Source organism: Pseudomonas sp. SED1 (assembly GCF_034044025.1).
Taxonomy (GTDB): Bacteria; Pseudomonadota; Gammaproteobacteria; order Pseudomonadales; family Pseudomonadaceae; genus Aquipseudomonas.
In genome coordinates this window covers 1-17,375 of record NZ_JAXCIS010000083.1, presented here as the reverse complement: position 1 = coordinate 17,375, position 17,375 = coordinate 1, and the positions used below count along the sequence as shown (strand labels likewise).

At 63.6% G+C, this 17,375-nt stretch carries 4 protein-coding genes; all 4 read left to right on the top strand.

Annotation, left to right across the window (positions count from 1 at the left end):
* Positions 1-56 precede the first annotated feature (56 nt).
* The 4 genes from gspE (at position 57) to SNL23_RS11555 (ending at position 17,091) form a co-directional block, all read left to right on the top strand.
* A complete protein-coding gene (gene gspE / locus SNL23_RS11570; protein WP_167663932.1) occupies positions 57-1,475 on the top strand; it encodes a type II secretion system ATPase GspE in 1,419 nt (472 codons plus the stop codon).
* Positions 1,475-2,686 (top strand): type II secretion system inner membrane protein GspF, encoded by a 1,212-nt coding sequence (gene gspF / locus SNL23_RS11565; RefSeq protein WP_318302304.1) that lies wholly within the window; start codon positions 1,475-1,477, stop codon positions 2,684-2,686. The genes gspE and gspF overlap by 1 nt, the downstream gene beginning before the upstream one ends.
* Positions 2,687-3,169: 483 nt before the next feature.
* Positions 3,170-4,393 carry a substrate-binding domain-containing protein gene (locus tag SNL23_RS11560; RefSeq protein WP_167663930.1) on the top strand — a complete coding sequence of 408 codons (1,224 nt, stop codon included), beginning with the start codon at positions 3,170-3,172 and terminating at the stop codon, positions 4,391-4,393.
* Between the two features lie 185 nt (positions 4,394-4,578).
* Positions 4,579-17,091 (top strand): filamentous haemagglutinin family protein, encoded by a 12,513-nt coding sequence (locus SNL23_RS11555; RefSeq protein WP_318302303.1) that lies wholly within the window; start codon positions 4,579-4,581, stop codon positions 17,089-17,091.
* Positions 17,092-17,375 lie beyond the last annotated feature (284 nt).

Here is a 17,375-nt window from a genome sequence, read left to right as displayed (position 1 = left end):
ATCGAAGCCGTTACCGAAGGAATGGATATGTACACAGCCAAAAGAAGCCAAAAAGCATGAGCCTCCTGCCTTACGCCTGGGCCAAATCCCAACGCATCCTCCTCCACCCGGGAACCCAGGGCCCGACGCTGACCATCTGCCCCTCAACCCCCGGCTGGTCCATCAGCGAAGTCCACCGCCAGTTCGGCCAAACCCACCTCATCCAGGTGCGCGACGACGAACTCGACGGCCTCCTGGCCAGCGCCTACGCCGACACCGGCAGCGCCGCCGCCGTGGTGGGCGCCGCCGAAAACGAAGTCGACCTCGACCGCCTCATGCAAGACATCCCCGAAATCACCGACCTGCTCGACACCCAGGACGGCGCCCCGGTGATCCGCATGATCAATGCCTTGCTCACCCAGGCCGCCCGCGACGAAGCCAGCGACATCCACATCGAACCCTACGAAACCCACTCCGTGGTGCGCTACCGCGTCGACGGCACCCTGCGCGATGTCGTGTCCCCGCGCAAAGCCCTGCACGGCGCTCTGGTCTCACGCATCAAGATCATGGCCCAACTCGACATCGCCGAAAAACGCCTGCCCCAGGACGGCCGCATCGCCCTGCGCGTCGCCGGTCGCCCCATCGACATCCGCGTCTCCACCGTGCCCACCGGCCATGGCGAACGCGTGGTGATGCGCCTGCTGGACAAACAAGCCGGCCGCCTGCAGCTGGAAACCCTCGGCATGGACCCCGCCGTGCTCGGCAAACTCGACAGCCTGATCCGCCAACCCCACGGCATCGTGCTGGTCACCGGCCCCACCGGCAGCGGCAAGACCACCAGCCTCTACGCCGCCCTGGCAAGGCTGGACGCGAGCACCAGCAATATCCTGACCGTCGAAGACCCGGTGGAATACGACCTGCCGGGCATCAGCCAGATCCAAGTCAACGCCAAGATCGACATGACCTTCGCCCTGGCCCTGCGGGCGATCCTGCGCCAGGACCCGGACATCATCATGATCGGCGAAATCCGCGACCTGGAGACCGCGCAAATCGCCGTCCAGGCCTCGCTCACCGGCCACCTGGTACTCGCCACACTGCACACCAACGATGCCGTCTCGGCGGTCAACCGCCTGATCGACATGGGCGTCGAACCGTTCCTGCTGGCCTCATCCCTGCTCGGCGTATTGGCCCAGCGCCTGGTGCGCCGGCTGTGCCCGCACTGCAAGCAGGAAGACCTGGCCGCACCCGGCACCTGGCGACCGGTCGGGTGTGCGCAGTGCAACCAGACCGGCTACAGCGGACGTACCGGCATCCATGAATTGTTCTGCATCGACGACGAACTGCGTGGCCTGATTCACCAGGGCGCCGGCGAACAAGACCTGAGAGCCGCCGCACGCCGCGCCGGCATGTTCAGCATGCGCGAAGACGGCGAACGCTGGGTGCGCAGCGGCGCCACCGCCCCCGAAGAAATCCTGCGCGTAACACGGGACGCCTGATGAACCGATACCGCTACGAAGCCGCCGACGCTACCGGCAAACTGGAGTCCGGGCACCTTGAGGCCGACAGCCAGAGCGGCGCCTTTGCCCACCTGCGCAGCCGTGGCCTGACGGCCTTGCGGGTGCAGATCGAGAGCAACAACCCGCAAGCCGGCGGCAGCAGCCGGTTCGGTGCCAAGCTCTCGGACAACGACCTGGCCTGGGCCACGCGGCAGCTGGCGAGCCTGCTCGGTGCGAGCTTGCCACTGGAGGCGGCGTTGAGTGCCACGGTGGAGCAAGCCGAGAAAAAACACATCGCCCAGACCTTGAGTGCGGTGCGCGCCGATGTGCGCAGCGGCATGCGCCTGGCCGATGCATTGGCCGCGCGGCCCCGGGATTTTCCCTCGATCTACCGGGCGCTGATCGCGGCGGGGGAGGAGTCCGGCGACCTGGCGCAAGTGATGGAGCGCCTGGCCGATTACATCGAGGAACGCAACAACCTGCGGGGCAAGATCCTCACGGCGTTTATCTACCCGGGCGTGGTGGGGCTGGTGTCCATCGGCATCGTGATTTTCCTGCTCAGTTACGTGGTACCGCAGGTGGTCAGCGCGTTTTCCCAGGCCCGCCAGGACCTGCCAGGGCTGACCCTGGCGATGCTCAACGCCAGTGACTTTATCCGCGCCTGGGGCTGGCTGTGTTTTGCCGGGATCGTGGGTTGTTTCTGGAGCTGGCGCCTGTACCTGCGCAATCCCGTGGCGCGTCTGAACTGGCACAGCCGGGTGCTGCGCTTGCCGCTGATCGGGCGTTTTGTGCTGGGGCTCAATACCGCACGGTTTGCCTCGACCCTGGCCATTCTCGGCGGGGCGGGTGTGCCGTTGTTGCGGGCGCTGGAAGCAGCGCGTCAGACGCTGTCCAACGACCGCCTGAGCCAGTGCGTCACAGACGCCACCGCCAAGGTTCGCGAGGGCGTCAACCTGGCTCCCGCCTTGGCGGTGGAAAAGGTCTTTCCGCCGGTGCTGATCCACCTGATCGCCAGCGGCGAAAAAACCGGCTCGCTGCCGCCGATGCTCGAGCGTGCGGCGCAAACATTGTCCCGGGATATCGAGCGTCGGGCGATGGGCATGACGGCGTTGCTTGAGCCGTTGATGATCGTGGTGATGGGCGCCGTTGTGTTGGTCATCGTCATGGCCGTCCTGCTGCCCATTATCGAAATCAACCAACTGGTGACCTGACTGCTGACGAAACGCGGTCAAAAAATGTGGGAGCGGGCTTGCTCGCGAAAGCGGTGGATCAGTCGGCACATGTGTTGACTGACACACCGCTTTCGCGAGCAAGCTCGCTCCCACATTTGAACCGCATTTCTTCAACACTATGTTCTTGCGCCTGACACGCGGGTCCCAGCCTCGGGTTCCTCATTCTGTCATCTGCCCAACCCCGCCACACGGCCCGTAACGCCTCCAGCCCGGTACTCGAAATCCGCGCTGAAATCCCGCTGTCACCTCACCGCCAAACCGTCCAGAAGCATGACCAAAACACCCGAGAATCTTTTTAAAAATCAAGCCGTTCCTCCCGAGGTTTTTTCCTTTTGCTGTCATCGGATGCTGCGAAATTTCATACCCATGGCCTCACCCCTCGCTACCCCCGAACCACGGCACGGGACCGAAGCCATAGCGTCATCTACCCCAACGTACAAACACGACGAAAGGAGCTTCTTCATGTTTAAGCGCAACGTTCTCGCGGTATCCATGACCCTCGCTGCACTGTGCTCGGCCCAGGCGGCTATGGCTGACGTCAACGGCGGCGGCGCCACCTTGCCGCAACCGCTGTACCAGACCTCCGGCGTATTGACTGCCGGTTTCGCCCCGTACATCGGTGTGGGCAGCGGCAACGGCAAGGCTGCCTTTCTGAACAACGACTACAGCAAGCTGGACGCCACCGTCACCGGCAAGAACGTGCACTGGGCAGGTAGCGATTCCAAGCTGTCCTCAACCGAGCTGAGCAACTATGTGTCTGCCCATGGCGCTGCCTGGGGCCCGCTGATTCAGGTGCCTTCGGTGGCCACTTCGGTTGCCATTCCGTTCAACAAAACCGGTACAGCCGGTACGAAAGTCAACCTCAGCGTCAATGACCTGTGCGGTGTGTTCTCGGGTCGCTTGACCACCTGGGACCTGATTCCCAATTCCGGCCGCACCGGCCCGATCACCGTTATCTACCGCAAAGAGAACAGCGGCACCACCGAACTGTTCACGCGCTTCCTGAACGCCAAGTGCAGCCCGGCCCTGGAAGGCGGCACCTTCGCCGTGACCCAGGCCTTCGGCAGCAGCTTCTCCGGCGGCTTGCCGGCGGGCGCCCTCAACCCGTTGCAACAAGCCAACCCGGCCGGTGGTTTCTTCACTGACACCAGCGCTGGTGTCATGAGCACGCTGAATGCCGCTGAAGGTCGCGTCACTTACATGAGCCCGGATTACGCAGCAGCTACCTTGGCCGGTCTGGATGACGCCACCAAGGTTGCCACCGTTGCCGGTGTTTCGCCTGCTCCAGCCAACGTGTCGGCGGCCATCGGTGCTGTGGCGGTACCTGCCATCGCCAACCGTACCCTGCCAAACAACTGGGTCCCTGTGTTTGCGGCTACCACCAGCGCTACCGACCCAAGCGTAGTTGCCTACCCAAGCACTGGTTACCCAATCCTGGGCTTCACCAACGTGGTGTTCAGCCAGTGCTACGCCGACGCTAACCAGACCTCCCAGGTCCGTACATTCTTCACCCGTCACTACAACACCAGCGCGTTCAGCAGCAACGATGCGGCCATTCGCAACAACCGCTTCGTGCCACTGCCAACCACCTGGAAAACCGCGATCAACGACACATTCCTCACCGCCAGCAGCAACCTGAGCATCGGCAACGCCAACATCTGCAACGCCATTGGTCGTCCGCTGTAAGCCAAGCGTTCAACCACCCCGCAACACCGATCAGCAACGGCCCGTGCCGTTGCTGATTTTTTTGCGTTAACAGCCTCATGTGAACTTTCGATGACAGAAGTTCAGTCGCGCCCCTCGCCAACCGCCTAACCCTCATACATGAGCGTGTCTTGCCCCCGGGCGATTACAAATAAGGAAGATTGCTGATGGTCCGCTGCACACCTCCGGTTCACCTGAATGCCCGGGCGCCACGTGCCCAGACAGTTCTGCGCCTCAAGCCGCTGGCCCAGGCCATTGCCTTGTTGATGGTGGCGGGCAACGCCCATGCCGCTTCGGCGGCGTTCAGTTCCGGCTGGTTTGCCGACAAGGGCGCCTCCCAGGCCGCCACCGCGGCACGCCTGGGCGCCGGGCAGGTGCCGGGGATTCCGGCGTTGAATCAACAGGCGAAGGTCAACCAGCAGTTGGCGCGCTCCATCAGCACCTTGAACAACAGCGTGGCGGCGATTGCAGCCCAGCAGGCCGCCCAGGCGGCAGGTCGGCAGGCCGCGCTTGGCCAGGTCTCGACGATTCCCGATGGCCTCGGTAAAGGTGGCCTGCAGGTCGACAACAGCCTGACCCAAGGCTGGGTCAATGCCAAAGGCCCGACCCAAAGCCAGTCCGGCGGCAAGACCACGGTGAGCATCGAGCAGACCGCTGACAAGGCGATCCTCAACTGGGAGACGTTCAACGTCGGGCGCAACACCACTGTGGATTTCCAGCAGCAGTCCAACTGGGCCTTGCTCAACCGGGTCAACGATCCCAACGTACGCCCCAGCGAGATCCAGGGCCAGATCACCGGCGCCGGTACGGTGATGATCATGAACCGTAACGGCGTGGTCTTCAGCGGCACCAGCCAGGTCAACGTGCGCAACCTGGTGGCCGCCGCCGCCAACATCACCGATGAGCAGTTCACCCAGCGCGGGATCTACGTCGACATCAACGGCTCGCAGCCGACCTTTACCGATGCCGCCGGCAAGGTTGAAGTGCAGCGTGGCGCGCTGATCCAGACCCACACCCCGACGCTGTCCACCGACTCCGGCGGCTACGCCTTGCTGTTGGGTTCCGAGGTCGAGAACGCCGGCACCATCATCACCGCCAAGGGCCAGACCACCCTGGCCGCCGGTGACAGCTTTTACATTCGCCGTGGCGTAGGGACCTCGGGTAACCAGGGTTCCACCACCCGCGGCAACGAAGTGGCCACCAGCCTCAAACCGGGCAGCAGTGCGGGCAAGGTGAGCAACAATGGGCTGATATTGGCCTCCACGGGTGATATCACCTTGACGGGGCACCAGGTGCAGCAAAACGGTGTGGCCCTGGCCAGCACTTCGGTGGACACCCGAGGCACCGTCCACCTGCTGAACTCGGTCACCGATACCACGGGCAGCGTGACCCTGGGGCAGGGCAGCACCACGGCCATCCTTCTCGACAACACCGGCAACACCGCGCTTAACAGCCAGCGCGACAACGGCCTGATCAACCTCGACGGTCGCCCTGACCCGGTCAATATGGCCACCGGGCGGTTCAATAACCTGAGCACGGTCAGTGACCGTATCGACCAGTCCCGGGTCGAGATCGTCAGCGGCGCCAGCGTGGAGTTCAAGGACGGCTCGATCACCCTGGCCACCGGCGGCCAGGTCGCGGTCACGGCCGGCCAGCGCAGCCTGGTACGTGACGGGGCGATGATCGATGTGTCCGGCGCGGTGGGCGTCAAGGTGTCGATGGAATCCAACAACATCAAGATCAACGTCCAGGGTAACGAGCAGCGCGATGCGCCGGTCAACCGTGAAGGCGGGCAGTTGATCAACAACGATGTGTGGGTTGACCTGCGTGAACTGGTGTTTGTGCCGGCGGGTACCAACGGTTACGCCACCGATCGTTGGTACACCGCTGGTGGCCTGCTGGAAGTCGGCGGTTACCTCGGCACCCAAGGGCATAGCGTCAGCGAATGGATGGCCCAGGGCGGTACGCTGACGTTTACCGGCAAGGAGGTGGTGACCGAGCAGGGCGCCCGGTTCAACCTTTCTGGCGGCACGATTGACGTGCAGGATGGCTACATCCGGCAAAGCTGGCTCAAGGGCCCTGATGGCCGCCTGTATGAACTGTCCAAGGCCCCGGGGGACATTCTCTACTCGGGTTTCTACAAAGGCTTTGAAGACACCAGCGCCCGCTGGGGCCGTACCGACCATTACTACAACCCGCTGATTGCCGCGCAACAACGCTACGAGGCGGGTTACACCGTAGGCCGCGATGCGGGCAAGCTGGTGATCGGCACCACCAGTGCGGTGCTTGAAGGCCGCTTGATCAGCGACGTGTTCCAGGGCGATCGCCAGATCAATACCCCGATTATCAACATCGACGGCTATCAGCAGTCGCAGAAGGCAGCTGCCCAGCGCGCGCAACTGATCATCGGCAGCTACACGCCAGTGTTCAATAAAAGTACCGGCACCTTGCGCTACAGCCTGAACCCGGTGACCGGCGAGATTCTGTTCGAGCCCGGCGCGCAAAAGATCGCCGATGGCCTGGACCTGGGCACGGCCTTGCCCGCTGACCGCCAGGGCAAGGTGATTCTTGACAGTGATCAACTCAACGGCTTCGAACTGGGCGCGATCAAAGTCGCCGCCACACAACAGGTCAACGTCAACGGCGCGCTTAAAGTGGCCGATGGCGGCGACATCACCCTGTTTGCACCGCGGGTGACGGTCAGCGCCAATCTGACGGCGAACGGTGGCAGCATCAATGCGGGCAACCTGCTTAACCAGCCCGACAGGGATCGCGGCATGGCCGTGGGCGATGTGTACCTGCTGCCAACGGCGGGCAATCAGGCCTGGGTCAATGTGGCCGAAGGGGTCAAGCTGGACGCTTCCGGGCGCTGGAGCAACCTGGCGCAGGACGGCGTCAACAACGCCAGCGCGGCGTATCTGAATGGCGGCAAGGTCTCGCTGCGCAGCACCGGCGACCTGCAGTTGGCGGGCAGTGGGGTGGACGTGTCCTCCGGGGCCACTATCGGCCTGGACGGCAAGGTCACCGGCGGCAAGGGCGGCAGCGCGACCCTGACGGCCTTGAACGCCCTTGAGCTGGGCAGTGAGATTCGCGGTTACGGCGTCAACGGCGGCGGCACGCTGGCCATACAGGCGCGCAAGGTGCAGATCGGTGACAACGCGAGTTCGCCGGGCGACGACACCCTGCACCTGGCAAGGGACTTCTTCAACAAGGGCTTCTCGGCTTACGACATTACCGGCAACGAAGGGCTGCTGGTCACTGACGGCACCCGGGTCGATGTGTCCATGCCGGTCTACCGATTGGGCGAACAGGCGCTGTCCACCCCAAGCGGCAGCGACCCGACCACGGCGCTGGAACGCTGGACACCCGAGCTGTATCAGCAGGACGCCGTCAAAGGCGTGTTGACTCAACGCCGTGGCGCGAGCCTGAACCTCAGCGCCGGTACGACGAATGCTTCAGGCGCGCTGGCCGCGACCACCGCCCTGAACGTCGGCAAAGGCGCGGTGATTAATGTGGACCCCGGCCAGGCGATCAACCTGCGCAGCATCGGCCAATTGACCGTCGACGGCACGCTCAATGCCTGGGGCGGCACTGTGAGCCTCGCGGGCTTGAGCAACACTGAGTCCTCACAAGTCGAGGGCAACGGCCATGGCCGTTCGATCTGGATCGGCGAACAGGCGTTTATTGACGTGGCCTCGCGGGCTGTAACCGCTGTCGACAATCGTGGCGGCGTGTATGGCCAGGTACGCGATGGCGGCAAGATTACCGTCGGTGGCGATATCGATCCGGCCACCGGCATCGCCAAGGCCAGCGACCTGTTTGTGGTGGTGCGCGAAGGTGCACGCCTGGACGCCTCTGGCAGCCAGGCGCTGCTCGATGTTCCGGGGCAGGGCCGCACGCGGGTGGCCAGCAACGGCGGCACTCTTGCGTTCGCGTCCAACAACGGCCTGTACCTGGACGGCAGCTTCGTGGCCAATGCCGGTGGCGCCGGCGCGGCGGGCGGGCGTCTGGCGCTGGCACTCGAGTCGCCGTTTTACTTGAAGCAGCACGTCAAAGACCGTGTGCTGCTGTTACGTGAACTGGTGATCAACCAGCAGCATCAAGCCAGCGCCTTGCCCGACACGGCAGAAGCGGCGGCAGACTCGTTGATCTACGGTCACGGCGCACTCGGCATCGACCAGATCCAGGCCGGTGGTTTTGACAACCTGACACTGCTGGTGCGAGGGGCGTTGAATCTCGACGGCGCTGCCTCGCTGCACATGGGGCAAAGCCTGCAGCTGTATTCCGGCGGTATTGGCCTGACCCGCGACGCAAACCCGACCTCGCAGATTAATCTCAGTGCGCCGCACGTGCTCCTCAGCGGCTTGCTTGAGCCGGACAGGTCCGGGATGGAAGCGTGGACCCGGGCGAACATCGGCGATACTTCGCCGACGTTTCGCAGCCAGGGCTTGTTGACCGTCGACAGCGACTTGCTGGACATCCGCGACCGCTTCACCTTTGGTGCCGATCAGGGCTTCGATCAGGTTCGGCTCAACAGCAGCGGCGACCTGCGTTTTCTCGCCGGGCGCGATGGCGGCAATACACCCAGTGGTTTCAGCACCGTCCTGAGTTCAGCAGGCGACATGACTCTGCGCGCCGCGCGTATCTACCCGGGCTCCGAGATCAAGGCCCAAGTGCTGGTAGGCAGCCTCGGCAACAACGGCAATCAACTGATCTTCGACCCGACTCGCACCCTGACGATCGAGAAGGTCGGCGATGACAACGGCGTTGCCCCGGACTCGGTATTCGGGCGCCTGCAACTGGGCGCTGCCACCATCAGGCAGGGCGGTGTATTGCGTGCGCCGCTGGGGTTGATCGAACTCGGCAACCTGGGCAGCACCAAGGTCGAACTGCTGCCCGGCAGCCTGACTTCGGTCAGCGCCAAGGGCCTGGTCCTGCCGTATGGCGGCACCGTGGATGGCCAGGTTTATCGCTATAACGGCAAGACCGTGGTCTTCACCGGGCAGGGCGGGATCGGCGCTACCAACGGTGGAGAACTGTCGGTCGGGGTGATTCTGGGGGGCAAGTCGGTGGACGTATTGCCCGACGCCACGCTGGACCTGTCCGGTGGCGGCGAATTGCTGGGGGCCGGCTTTATTTCCGGGCGCGGCGGTTCTACCGATGCGCGTTTCAACCCGCTGGTGCAGTTCGGGGCCAATGGCGGTTTCACCTTGCCGGGGCTGAGTACAAACCCGGTCTATGCCATCGTGCCGGGGATTCAATCCGGCTATGCGCCCGCCACCGGCGAAGCCGGCGGCAGTACCCCGCTGGTGGGCCAGCAGATCAGCATCGGGGCCGGTGTTCCGGGCCTGCCGGCAGGCACTTACACCTTGATGCCGTCCACCTATGCCTTGAAGCCGGGGGCGTTCCGGGTTGAGATCAACGGGCTCGCCGCCCAGGGCAGTGACGGCAGCACCACGCTGATGCGCAACGGTTCGTGGTCGATGGCCGGGCAACTGTCGATTATCAACACCGGTATTCACAACAGCGTCAACAGCCAGGTGATCCTGACCTCGGCCGACACCTTGCGCCGCTACTCGCAGTACAACGAAACCAGCTACGCCCAGTTCGCGATAGCCGACGCCGCGAGGCTCGGTGTGCCACGGCCGATGCTGGAAGTGGACGCCAAAACCCTCAAGCTGGGGTTTTACGGCGGCGGGGGCAAAGAGACGTTCTCGTTCCAGGGCATTGGCAACTTTGAAGCCGCCAAAGGTGGCTACGGCGGCACCGTGGGGGTGATCAACCTGGGCGGTGATACGGTCGAGAGCCGAAGCACCCAGATCGTTGATGCCAATAATCCATTGGCAGCCTACGAGGGCCTCACGCTCACCGCCCAAAGCCTTAATAGTCTGGGCGCCAAACGCCTAGTTATCGGTGGCCTGCCCCAAGTGGAATATGGGCGTAACGGCAATATCATCAAGTTCCCCTTTGGTGCCAACGCCGCGGGCAATGGGGTCACCCTGCGCAGCGGTGCAACCCTCTCGGCACCGGAAGTGATCATGGTATCGGGCCGCGGCGACATCGTGGTCGAGCAGGGCGCGTCGATCAGTACGCTGGGGCGTGGTGCGGCGATCTATGACGCCCGTGACGGTTTCGTTTACCAGGGTGTGCCGAGCATGTTGGCCGTGTCCAATGGCCTGCTCAATGTGCTGCCTTACGTAAACACCGGTGCCAATCCTTCGGGCGGTATCAAGATCGGTGTGTGCCCGAGCGGCAATTGCTCGGGCCAGACCACGCTCTATTCCGAGGGCAGTCTCGTCGCTGCAACCGATACAGCGCTGCAGTTGGACGACCAGGTGCGCTACGGCACGCGTCACCTGGCGCTGGCCCTGAGCAATATCAACGTTGGCAGCGCGGCGGGGCTGGCCGATGCCGCCGCGCGCAACGTGCTGCCATCGGGCCTGACCCTCAACCAGCAAGTGCTCGAACGCTTGCTGCGCGGTGACACCCAATCGGGTGCTCCGGCGCTGGAAACCCTGCAACTGTCGGCCGGCCAGGCGTTCAACTTCTACGGCACCACCACCCTTGATACCTACGATTCGGTGACCGGCAAGTCGTTGCTGAGCAACCTGGTGCTGTCGACGCCGGCGATCTATGGGGCGGGCAATGCCGATGATGTAGCGACCATTCACACCGCCAACCTGATCTGGCAAGGCGCCACAGGCGCACCGGGCGCAGTGATTGCTGACGGCGCCGGTCATGGCAGCGGGCGCCTGGATATCAAGGCCGAGCGTATCGAGTTCGGTTATGGGGCGTTTGCCCAGCGCGATACCAACACGGTCTTTGATCGCTTGGTACTGGGCTTTACCAACGTCAACCTGAATGCCAGCGAGCGGATCACGGCCAACCACAAAGGCAGCCTGTCGGTGTATCAACGCCAGGGCGCGTATGACCCGGTCAGCGGTTTTGCCTACAGCGGCGGTAACCTCAACATCGTGACGCCGCTGATGACCGGTGAAGGCGGTTCGCTGAACCGCATTACCGCTGGCGGCACGCTTGATGTCGCAGGGGCTGCCGACACCCGTGGTGCGGTCACCGGCTACGGCGGCGAACTGTCGTTCAAAGGGCAAACCGTCCGCTTGGCGACCGCCGTGGTATTGCCCAGCGGCAAGGTCACGCTGCAAGCCACTGACGATCTGGTGTTGACCGATGCAGCGTTGCTCGACGTGGCCGGTCGTGCGGAGGTGTTTAACGACATCACGAAATATGGCGCAGGCGGCGATGTGCTGCTGGACAGCCGCAACGGCAATATCCGCCAAGCGGCGGGCTCGACCATCGACCTCTCGGCCAGGTACAACCAGGGCGGCAAATTGCGCGCCGTGGCGGTGAATGCGGCGGGCGGGTTGGTCGACCTGCAAGGCAAGATCCTGGGAGGCAGCAGCGGTTACTACAACGCCGGTGGCACCTATGTGCCGTATCAAGGCGGGGTTGTGGAAATCCAGGCCCAGCGCCTGGGCGCCAGTGGCTCGCTGGATCAGCCATTTGCCGCACTCAACCAGCGCCTGAACGAGGGCGCCGTGTTCGGCGGGCGCAGTTTCCAGCTCAAGCAAGGCGACCTGACCATCGGCAACGGCCTCAAGGCCAACACCATCAACGTCTCGGTAGACAACGGCAGCCTGCGCGTCAGCGGGCGGGTGGACGCCAGCGGTGAGCGGGTCGGCAGCATCAACCTGGCCGGCAAAAACGGCCTGACCCTGGACGGCAGCGCGGTGCTGGATGCCCACGGCAGCCAAGTGCGGGTCGACAGCTACGGCAAGATCATCGACTCACCGAACCGGGCGATGGTGGTACTGGGTTCCGGCAGCGGACAACTGACCCTGGCCGATGGCGCGACCATCGACCTGCGTCACGGCACGGCGGGCGCGGCAGGCAATGACGGACGCAATCGCGGCACCCTGGAATTGAATGCGCCGCGCATCGACAACAATGACATCGCCATTGATGCACGAGGCAACCTGACGATCAAAGGCGCGCGTGCGATCACCCTCAACGGCATGGTGACTTACGACGACGCGCCGCTGATGACCGACCCGACCGCCAGCGGCAGGCCGTACCAGGTCATCGACCAGGCGTATCTGGATGCCAAGCACGTGTTGAGCACGGCTTTTATCAACGCCGCGTTGCAAAACACCAACCTGCTGAGCAACAAGCTGGCGGGTTTGAACAACGCCACTTACGCCGACGCTTTCCACCTGCGCCCGGGCGTGGAGATCATCAGCAAGACCCCGGACGGCGACCTGGTGGTGCAGGGTGATGTCGACCTTTCCGGTTATCGCTACGCCAGCCTCAACCCCAACACACAGAAAACCTCGGTGTACGGCTCGGGCGAGTCCGGCAGCCTGACCTTGCGGGCCGGCGGCGACCTGAACATCTATGGCAGCATCAACGACGGCTTCTCGCCGCCACCGGAAACGATGAATGACAAGGGCTGGCTGTTGTTAACGGGCCGGGACTTTGCCGGCGGCGAGATCATCGTGCCAGGCAATGGTGTGGTCTTGGCCGATGGCACCACCTACCTGGGCGGCTCGGTGCTGAACTACGACTTGCCGATCAAAGGCATGACCGTCGTCGCCGGCACTCGCCTGCCCACACGGGCAACGCTGGCCCAGGACCTGACCTTGCCCGCAGGCACCGTGCTCGCGGCAGCGGTCCTCGATGCTTCAGGCAATGTGCTGTTGGCGGCCGGTACGCTGTTGAACCAACCCTATGCCCTGCAAGCGGGCGTGCAACTGGAAGCCGGTAGCTTGCTGACCCAGGCCACCCAACTGCGCGCCATGACCTGGCCCAAAGGCGTGCCGTTGCCGGGGTTGAGCGGGGCGCTGGACGGTGGCCAGAATGTCGTCACCCTTGATGGCGACATTGCCCTGGCGCGTGGCGCGCTGATTCCGGTGGGCACCGACGTCAAGCTGGTGGGCGGGGTGGGTTCGATCGAGTTGCGCCCTGAAGTGGCCGGGCGCCAGGGGAAACTCTGGGCCATTGCGCCGATGCTGGCCGAAGGTTCGCAATCCTGGTCATTGCGTCTGGTGGCGGGGGCTGACACCGAGGCTGCGGACAGTCGCCTGCTCCAGCCTGACCCGAGCAGCGGCACGCTGCGCTTGGCCGACAGCCACTACGGCATGTTCGCCAAGGAAGTACCGCCCAAAGGCGTGCTGGTGTGGACCGCTTTTGCGGTCGAAGACCTTGCCAATAACGGCGTGGAAGTCAAGGAAGGCGACCCGGTGGATCAAGCGATCCTCGATCAATTTGGCCTGGGTTCGGTTGCCGATTTCTGTAGCAGTAGCCCGGAATATTGCTCGGCCAAAGCGGGGTTTGCGTGGAGTCAGGAGGCTGAAACAGCGCTGGCTGAGCAAAACATTATTGTTAAGGCCGGAACGGCGATGGATGACGCCTGGATGCTGGAGATGACAGGCCAGACAGTGGCGCAATTTTGCCTGGATACACCGTCGTTCTGTGTGGCCCTGAGCGCCAAGGAATACGCGCCGACCCCATCAAACTCGCTGTTCAGCGTGGTGCGTACCGGCACCGGTGACCTGGAACTGCTGAGCGCAGGCAACCTGAGTGTGAACTCGACCTACGGTGTGTACACGGCGGGCACCTCGTCCACCACCACTGAGGCGGGTGACCCTTTCAACCAACCGCGAGCCCTGGCGGGCACCACCACGGTACTCAAGGATCCCAACAGCTACTTCGAACAGTTCGTCAACGGTGGCAGCCAGAGCCTGTACCGCGCCTGGTACCCGGAGGCGGGCGGTAACCTGACGCTGAACGTCGGTGGCAACCTGACCGGCCAGCTGGATGCCGGTGGTCTCTCAGTCCCTTCGCGCCCAGACCCTTATGACGGCGGCAGCAATACGGCCGATGTCGGCAACTGGCTGTGGCGCCAGGGCAGCGGCAATCTGGCAACCGGCGGGCAGGCCCAGCCTACGGCGTGGTGGATCAACTTTGGCACCTACACCAACATCGCCGCTGACAACCTGGTTGGCTTCACCGGTTTTGGTACCTTGGGTGGGGGCGACCTGGACGTAAACGTGGGCGGCGATGCGGGCTCGTTGAAAATCCCGAATTTCGTGGGGGACGTCACCAACAAACGGACCCAGGGCCTGGTGCTGGCAGTCGGCAGCACCGGCCGGGTAAGCAGCGACGGCACCCTGCAACTGACCGGTGGCGGTGACATGCGGGTGCGCGTCAGAGGTGCGCTCAACCCTGTCGCTACCCTGGAGGTTCCCGACAGCCGTAACGGCGTGCTGGTGAATACTCGCGGCAATGTGCAAGTGCAGGCCGCCAGCATCGGGCGTATCGACTTGCAGTACAGCACCACTAACCAGGTGCCCGGCGAGGTAAGGGCGGTTGAGCCTCTGCGCTCTAACCGCAGTACGCCACAAGGTGGGCTGACCCTGGTGGCAGGCGATTCCACGTTCAGCTTGCATACCCTGGACGACCTGGTGCTGCAGACGGTTGAAGATGCCGGGCGTGTGCGCCAGTACAACCGCTCGGCCTTCAGCCGTGACGGGGTGAATGGCGGCTCCAGCAGTTGGTTCACGTTGTGGACCCCCAACACCGCCATCGATCTGTACGCCGAAGGCGGCAACCTGACGCCGTTTGTCGGCGCTGTGACCAACACGGATTTGGCGGTGGTCTATCCATCGATCGTCAGGGCGACTGCGGCCAGTGGCAGCCTTTACTACGGCAAGGCCGCCACGCTCAATGATGTCGCCGGTTATCGCTATCCGCTGCTCCTGGCCCCCGGCCAAAACGGGCAATTGCAGTTCCTGGCGCAGGACTCGATTTACGCCGGTGGTTTTACCGTCACCCAATCCGGTGCGGCACCGAGCAGCATGGCCACCCCCTGGAATCCAGCCATTGTTGCCACCCTCGGCACGCAGAACTACGGCAATACGTCCAGCACCGGCAACTACAACACCTACGGCAATCAGGGGCTGTCGTTGTTCGCTTTCGGCCCGGGCACAGCGTCTGAACCGTTGAGCAACACCGCTGATCCGTCACGTTTCTACGCCCTGACCGGGGATCTGGTTGGCGTCAGCAGCGGCCGGATCATTGGTTTCAATAACGCGAATCTGCCCCATGCCGGCGAGACCTGGTACGAAGGCAGCCGGCCGGTGTGGATGATGGCCGGGCGCGATATCGTCAGCAGCGGTGCCAACCCCAACGACAACGGCGAGATCAATCTGGGTGTGCTCGCCACGGGCAACCTGTTCGTCCACAACAACAAGACCGACCTCTCCATCGTTTCCGCCGGGCGCGACATTATCTACAGCAGCTTCAACATCGCAGGGCCTGGCGCACTGGAGATCACGGCCGGGCGCAACATCGTGATGGACGACCAGGTCAGCGTGACCAGTCTCGGCCCGATCATTGCCGGCGACGTGCGTCCGGGCGCTAGCATCGTGATGCAGGCCGGTGCAGGTGCCAACGGTGCGGATTACCGGCGCTTTGTGGCGGCTTACCTCAACCCGGCGAACCTGATTGCCGTGGGTGAACCGCTATCGGCATCGGGCCGCAAGGTGGCGAAGACCTACGAAAACGAATTGGTGGCGTGGTTGACCGAGCGCTTCGGTTTTGCCGGTGACAGCGAGCAGGCCCTGGCGTACTTCATGCAATTGCCCGCCGAGCAGCAGCGCGTGTTTGCCCGTGAGGTGTACTTCGCTGAACTGCAGGCGGGCGGGCGCGAGTACAACGAGAGTGGCGGTGTACGGCAAGGCAGTTATGCCCGGGGGCGGGCAGCGATTGCGGCACTGTTCCCGGAGAAGGACGTGGCCGGCAACACCATCACCTACCAGGGCGATATCCGCCTGTTTGGCGGGGCGGGTGTACACACCGACTTTGGCGGCTCGATCCAGATGCTCACCCCGGGCGGTAGCCAGACCTTCGGTATCGAAGGCGTGGCACCACCGGCTTCGGCGGGCGTCATTACCCAGGGCACGGGCAACATTCAGCTGTATTCCCTGGGCAGCATTCTGCTGGGCCAAAGCCGCATCATGACCACCTTCGGCGGCTCGATCATGGGCTGGTCTGGCGAGGGCGATATCAACGCCGGTCGCGGTTCCAAGACCACCGTGGTGTACACGCCGCCCAAGCGTGTCTATGACAACTGGGGCAACGTGACCCTGTCGCCGGCGGTGCCGAGTACCGGGGCGGGGATTGCCACGTTGAACCCGATTCCGGAAGTGCCGGCGGGCGACATCGACCTGATCGCGCCGCTGGGCACTATCGATGCGGGCGAGGCGGGGATTCGGGTCTCAGGCAACATCAACATCGCCGCGTTGCGGGTGGTGAACGCGGCGAATATCCAGACCCAGGGCAAGTCATCCGGGGTGCCGGTGTCGGCGGCGGTGAATACCGGGGCGATGAGTTCCGCCAGTGCGGCCGGCGCAGCGGCGTCCCAGGCGGCGGAGGATGCGGCGCGCAGCCAGCAGGCGGCGGCCAAGCAGGGCCGGGCGTCGATTGTCACGGTGGAGGTGTTGAGTTTTGGCAGTGAGCCGGTGCAGCGCGGGCCCCAGGAACAGCAGAAGACCTCGGGCTACAACCCCAACAGCCCGGTGCAGGTGCTCGGTGCCGGGCCATTGAGTGACCAGGCGCGGGCGCGGTTGACCGATGAGGAGCGTCAGCAGATCAGTTTGTAGTGTTAGAAAAGGACCTCTCGTTGTATTTGGGGCGATCATTGATCGCCCCTTTTTTGTTGGCTGTCTTTGTAGGAGCGAGCTTGCTCGCGAAAAACCTGAGAGCGCCGCGTTGAATCAGGATGCCAGCGTCATCGTTAACGATCTTCGCGAGCAAGCCCGCTCCCACATTTGGACCGTGCCCGCTTTTGATTTGGCTTTTGCTCTAAAACACTCAAGCCGGCCTGTAGGCCGCTGTGCCCTTGATCTGCTTGTGATCTTGATCTTAGGCGCCCCGTTAAACCAGG

Coding starts and splice junctions, on each gene's coding strand:
- gspE (WP_167663932.1), top strand. CDS start 57: ATGAGCCTCCTGCCTTACGCCTGGGCCAAATCCCAACGCATCCTCCTC.
- gspF (WP_318302304.1), top strand. CDS start 1,475: ATGAACCGATACCGCTACGAAGCCGCCGACGCTACCGGCAAACTGGAG.
- SNL23_RS11560 (WP_167663930.1), top strand. CDS start 3,170: ATGTTTAAGCGCAACGTTCTCGCGGTATCCATGACCCTCGCTGCACTG.
- SNL23_RS11555 (WP_318302303.1), top strand. CDS start 4,579: ATGGTCCGCTGCACACCTCCGGTTCACCTGAATGCCCGGGCGCCACGT.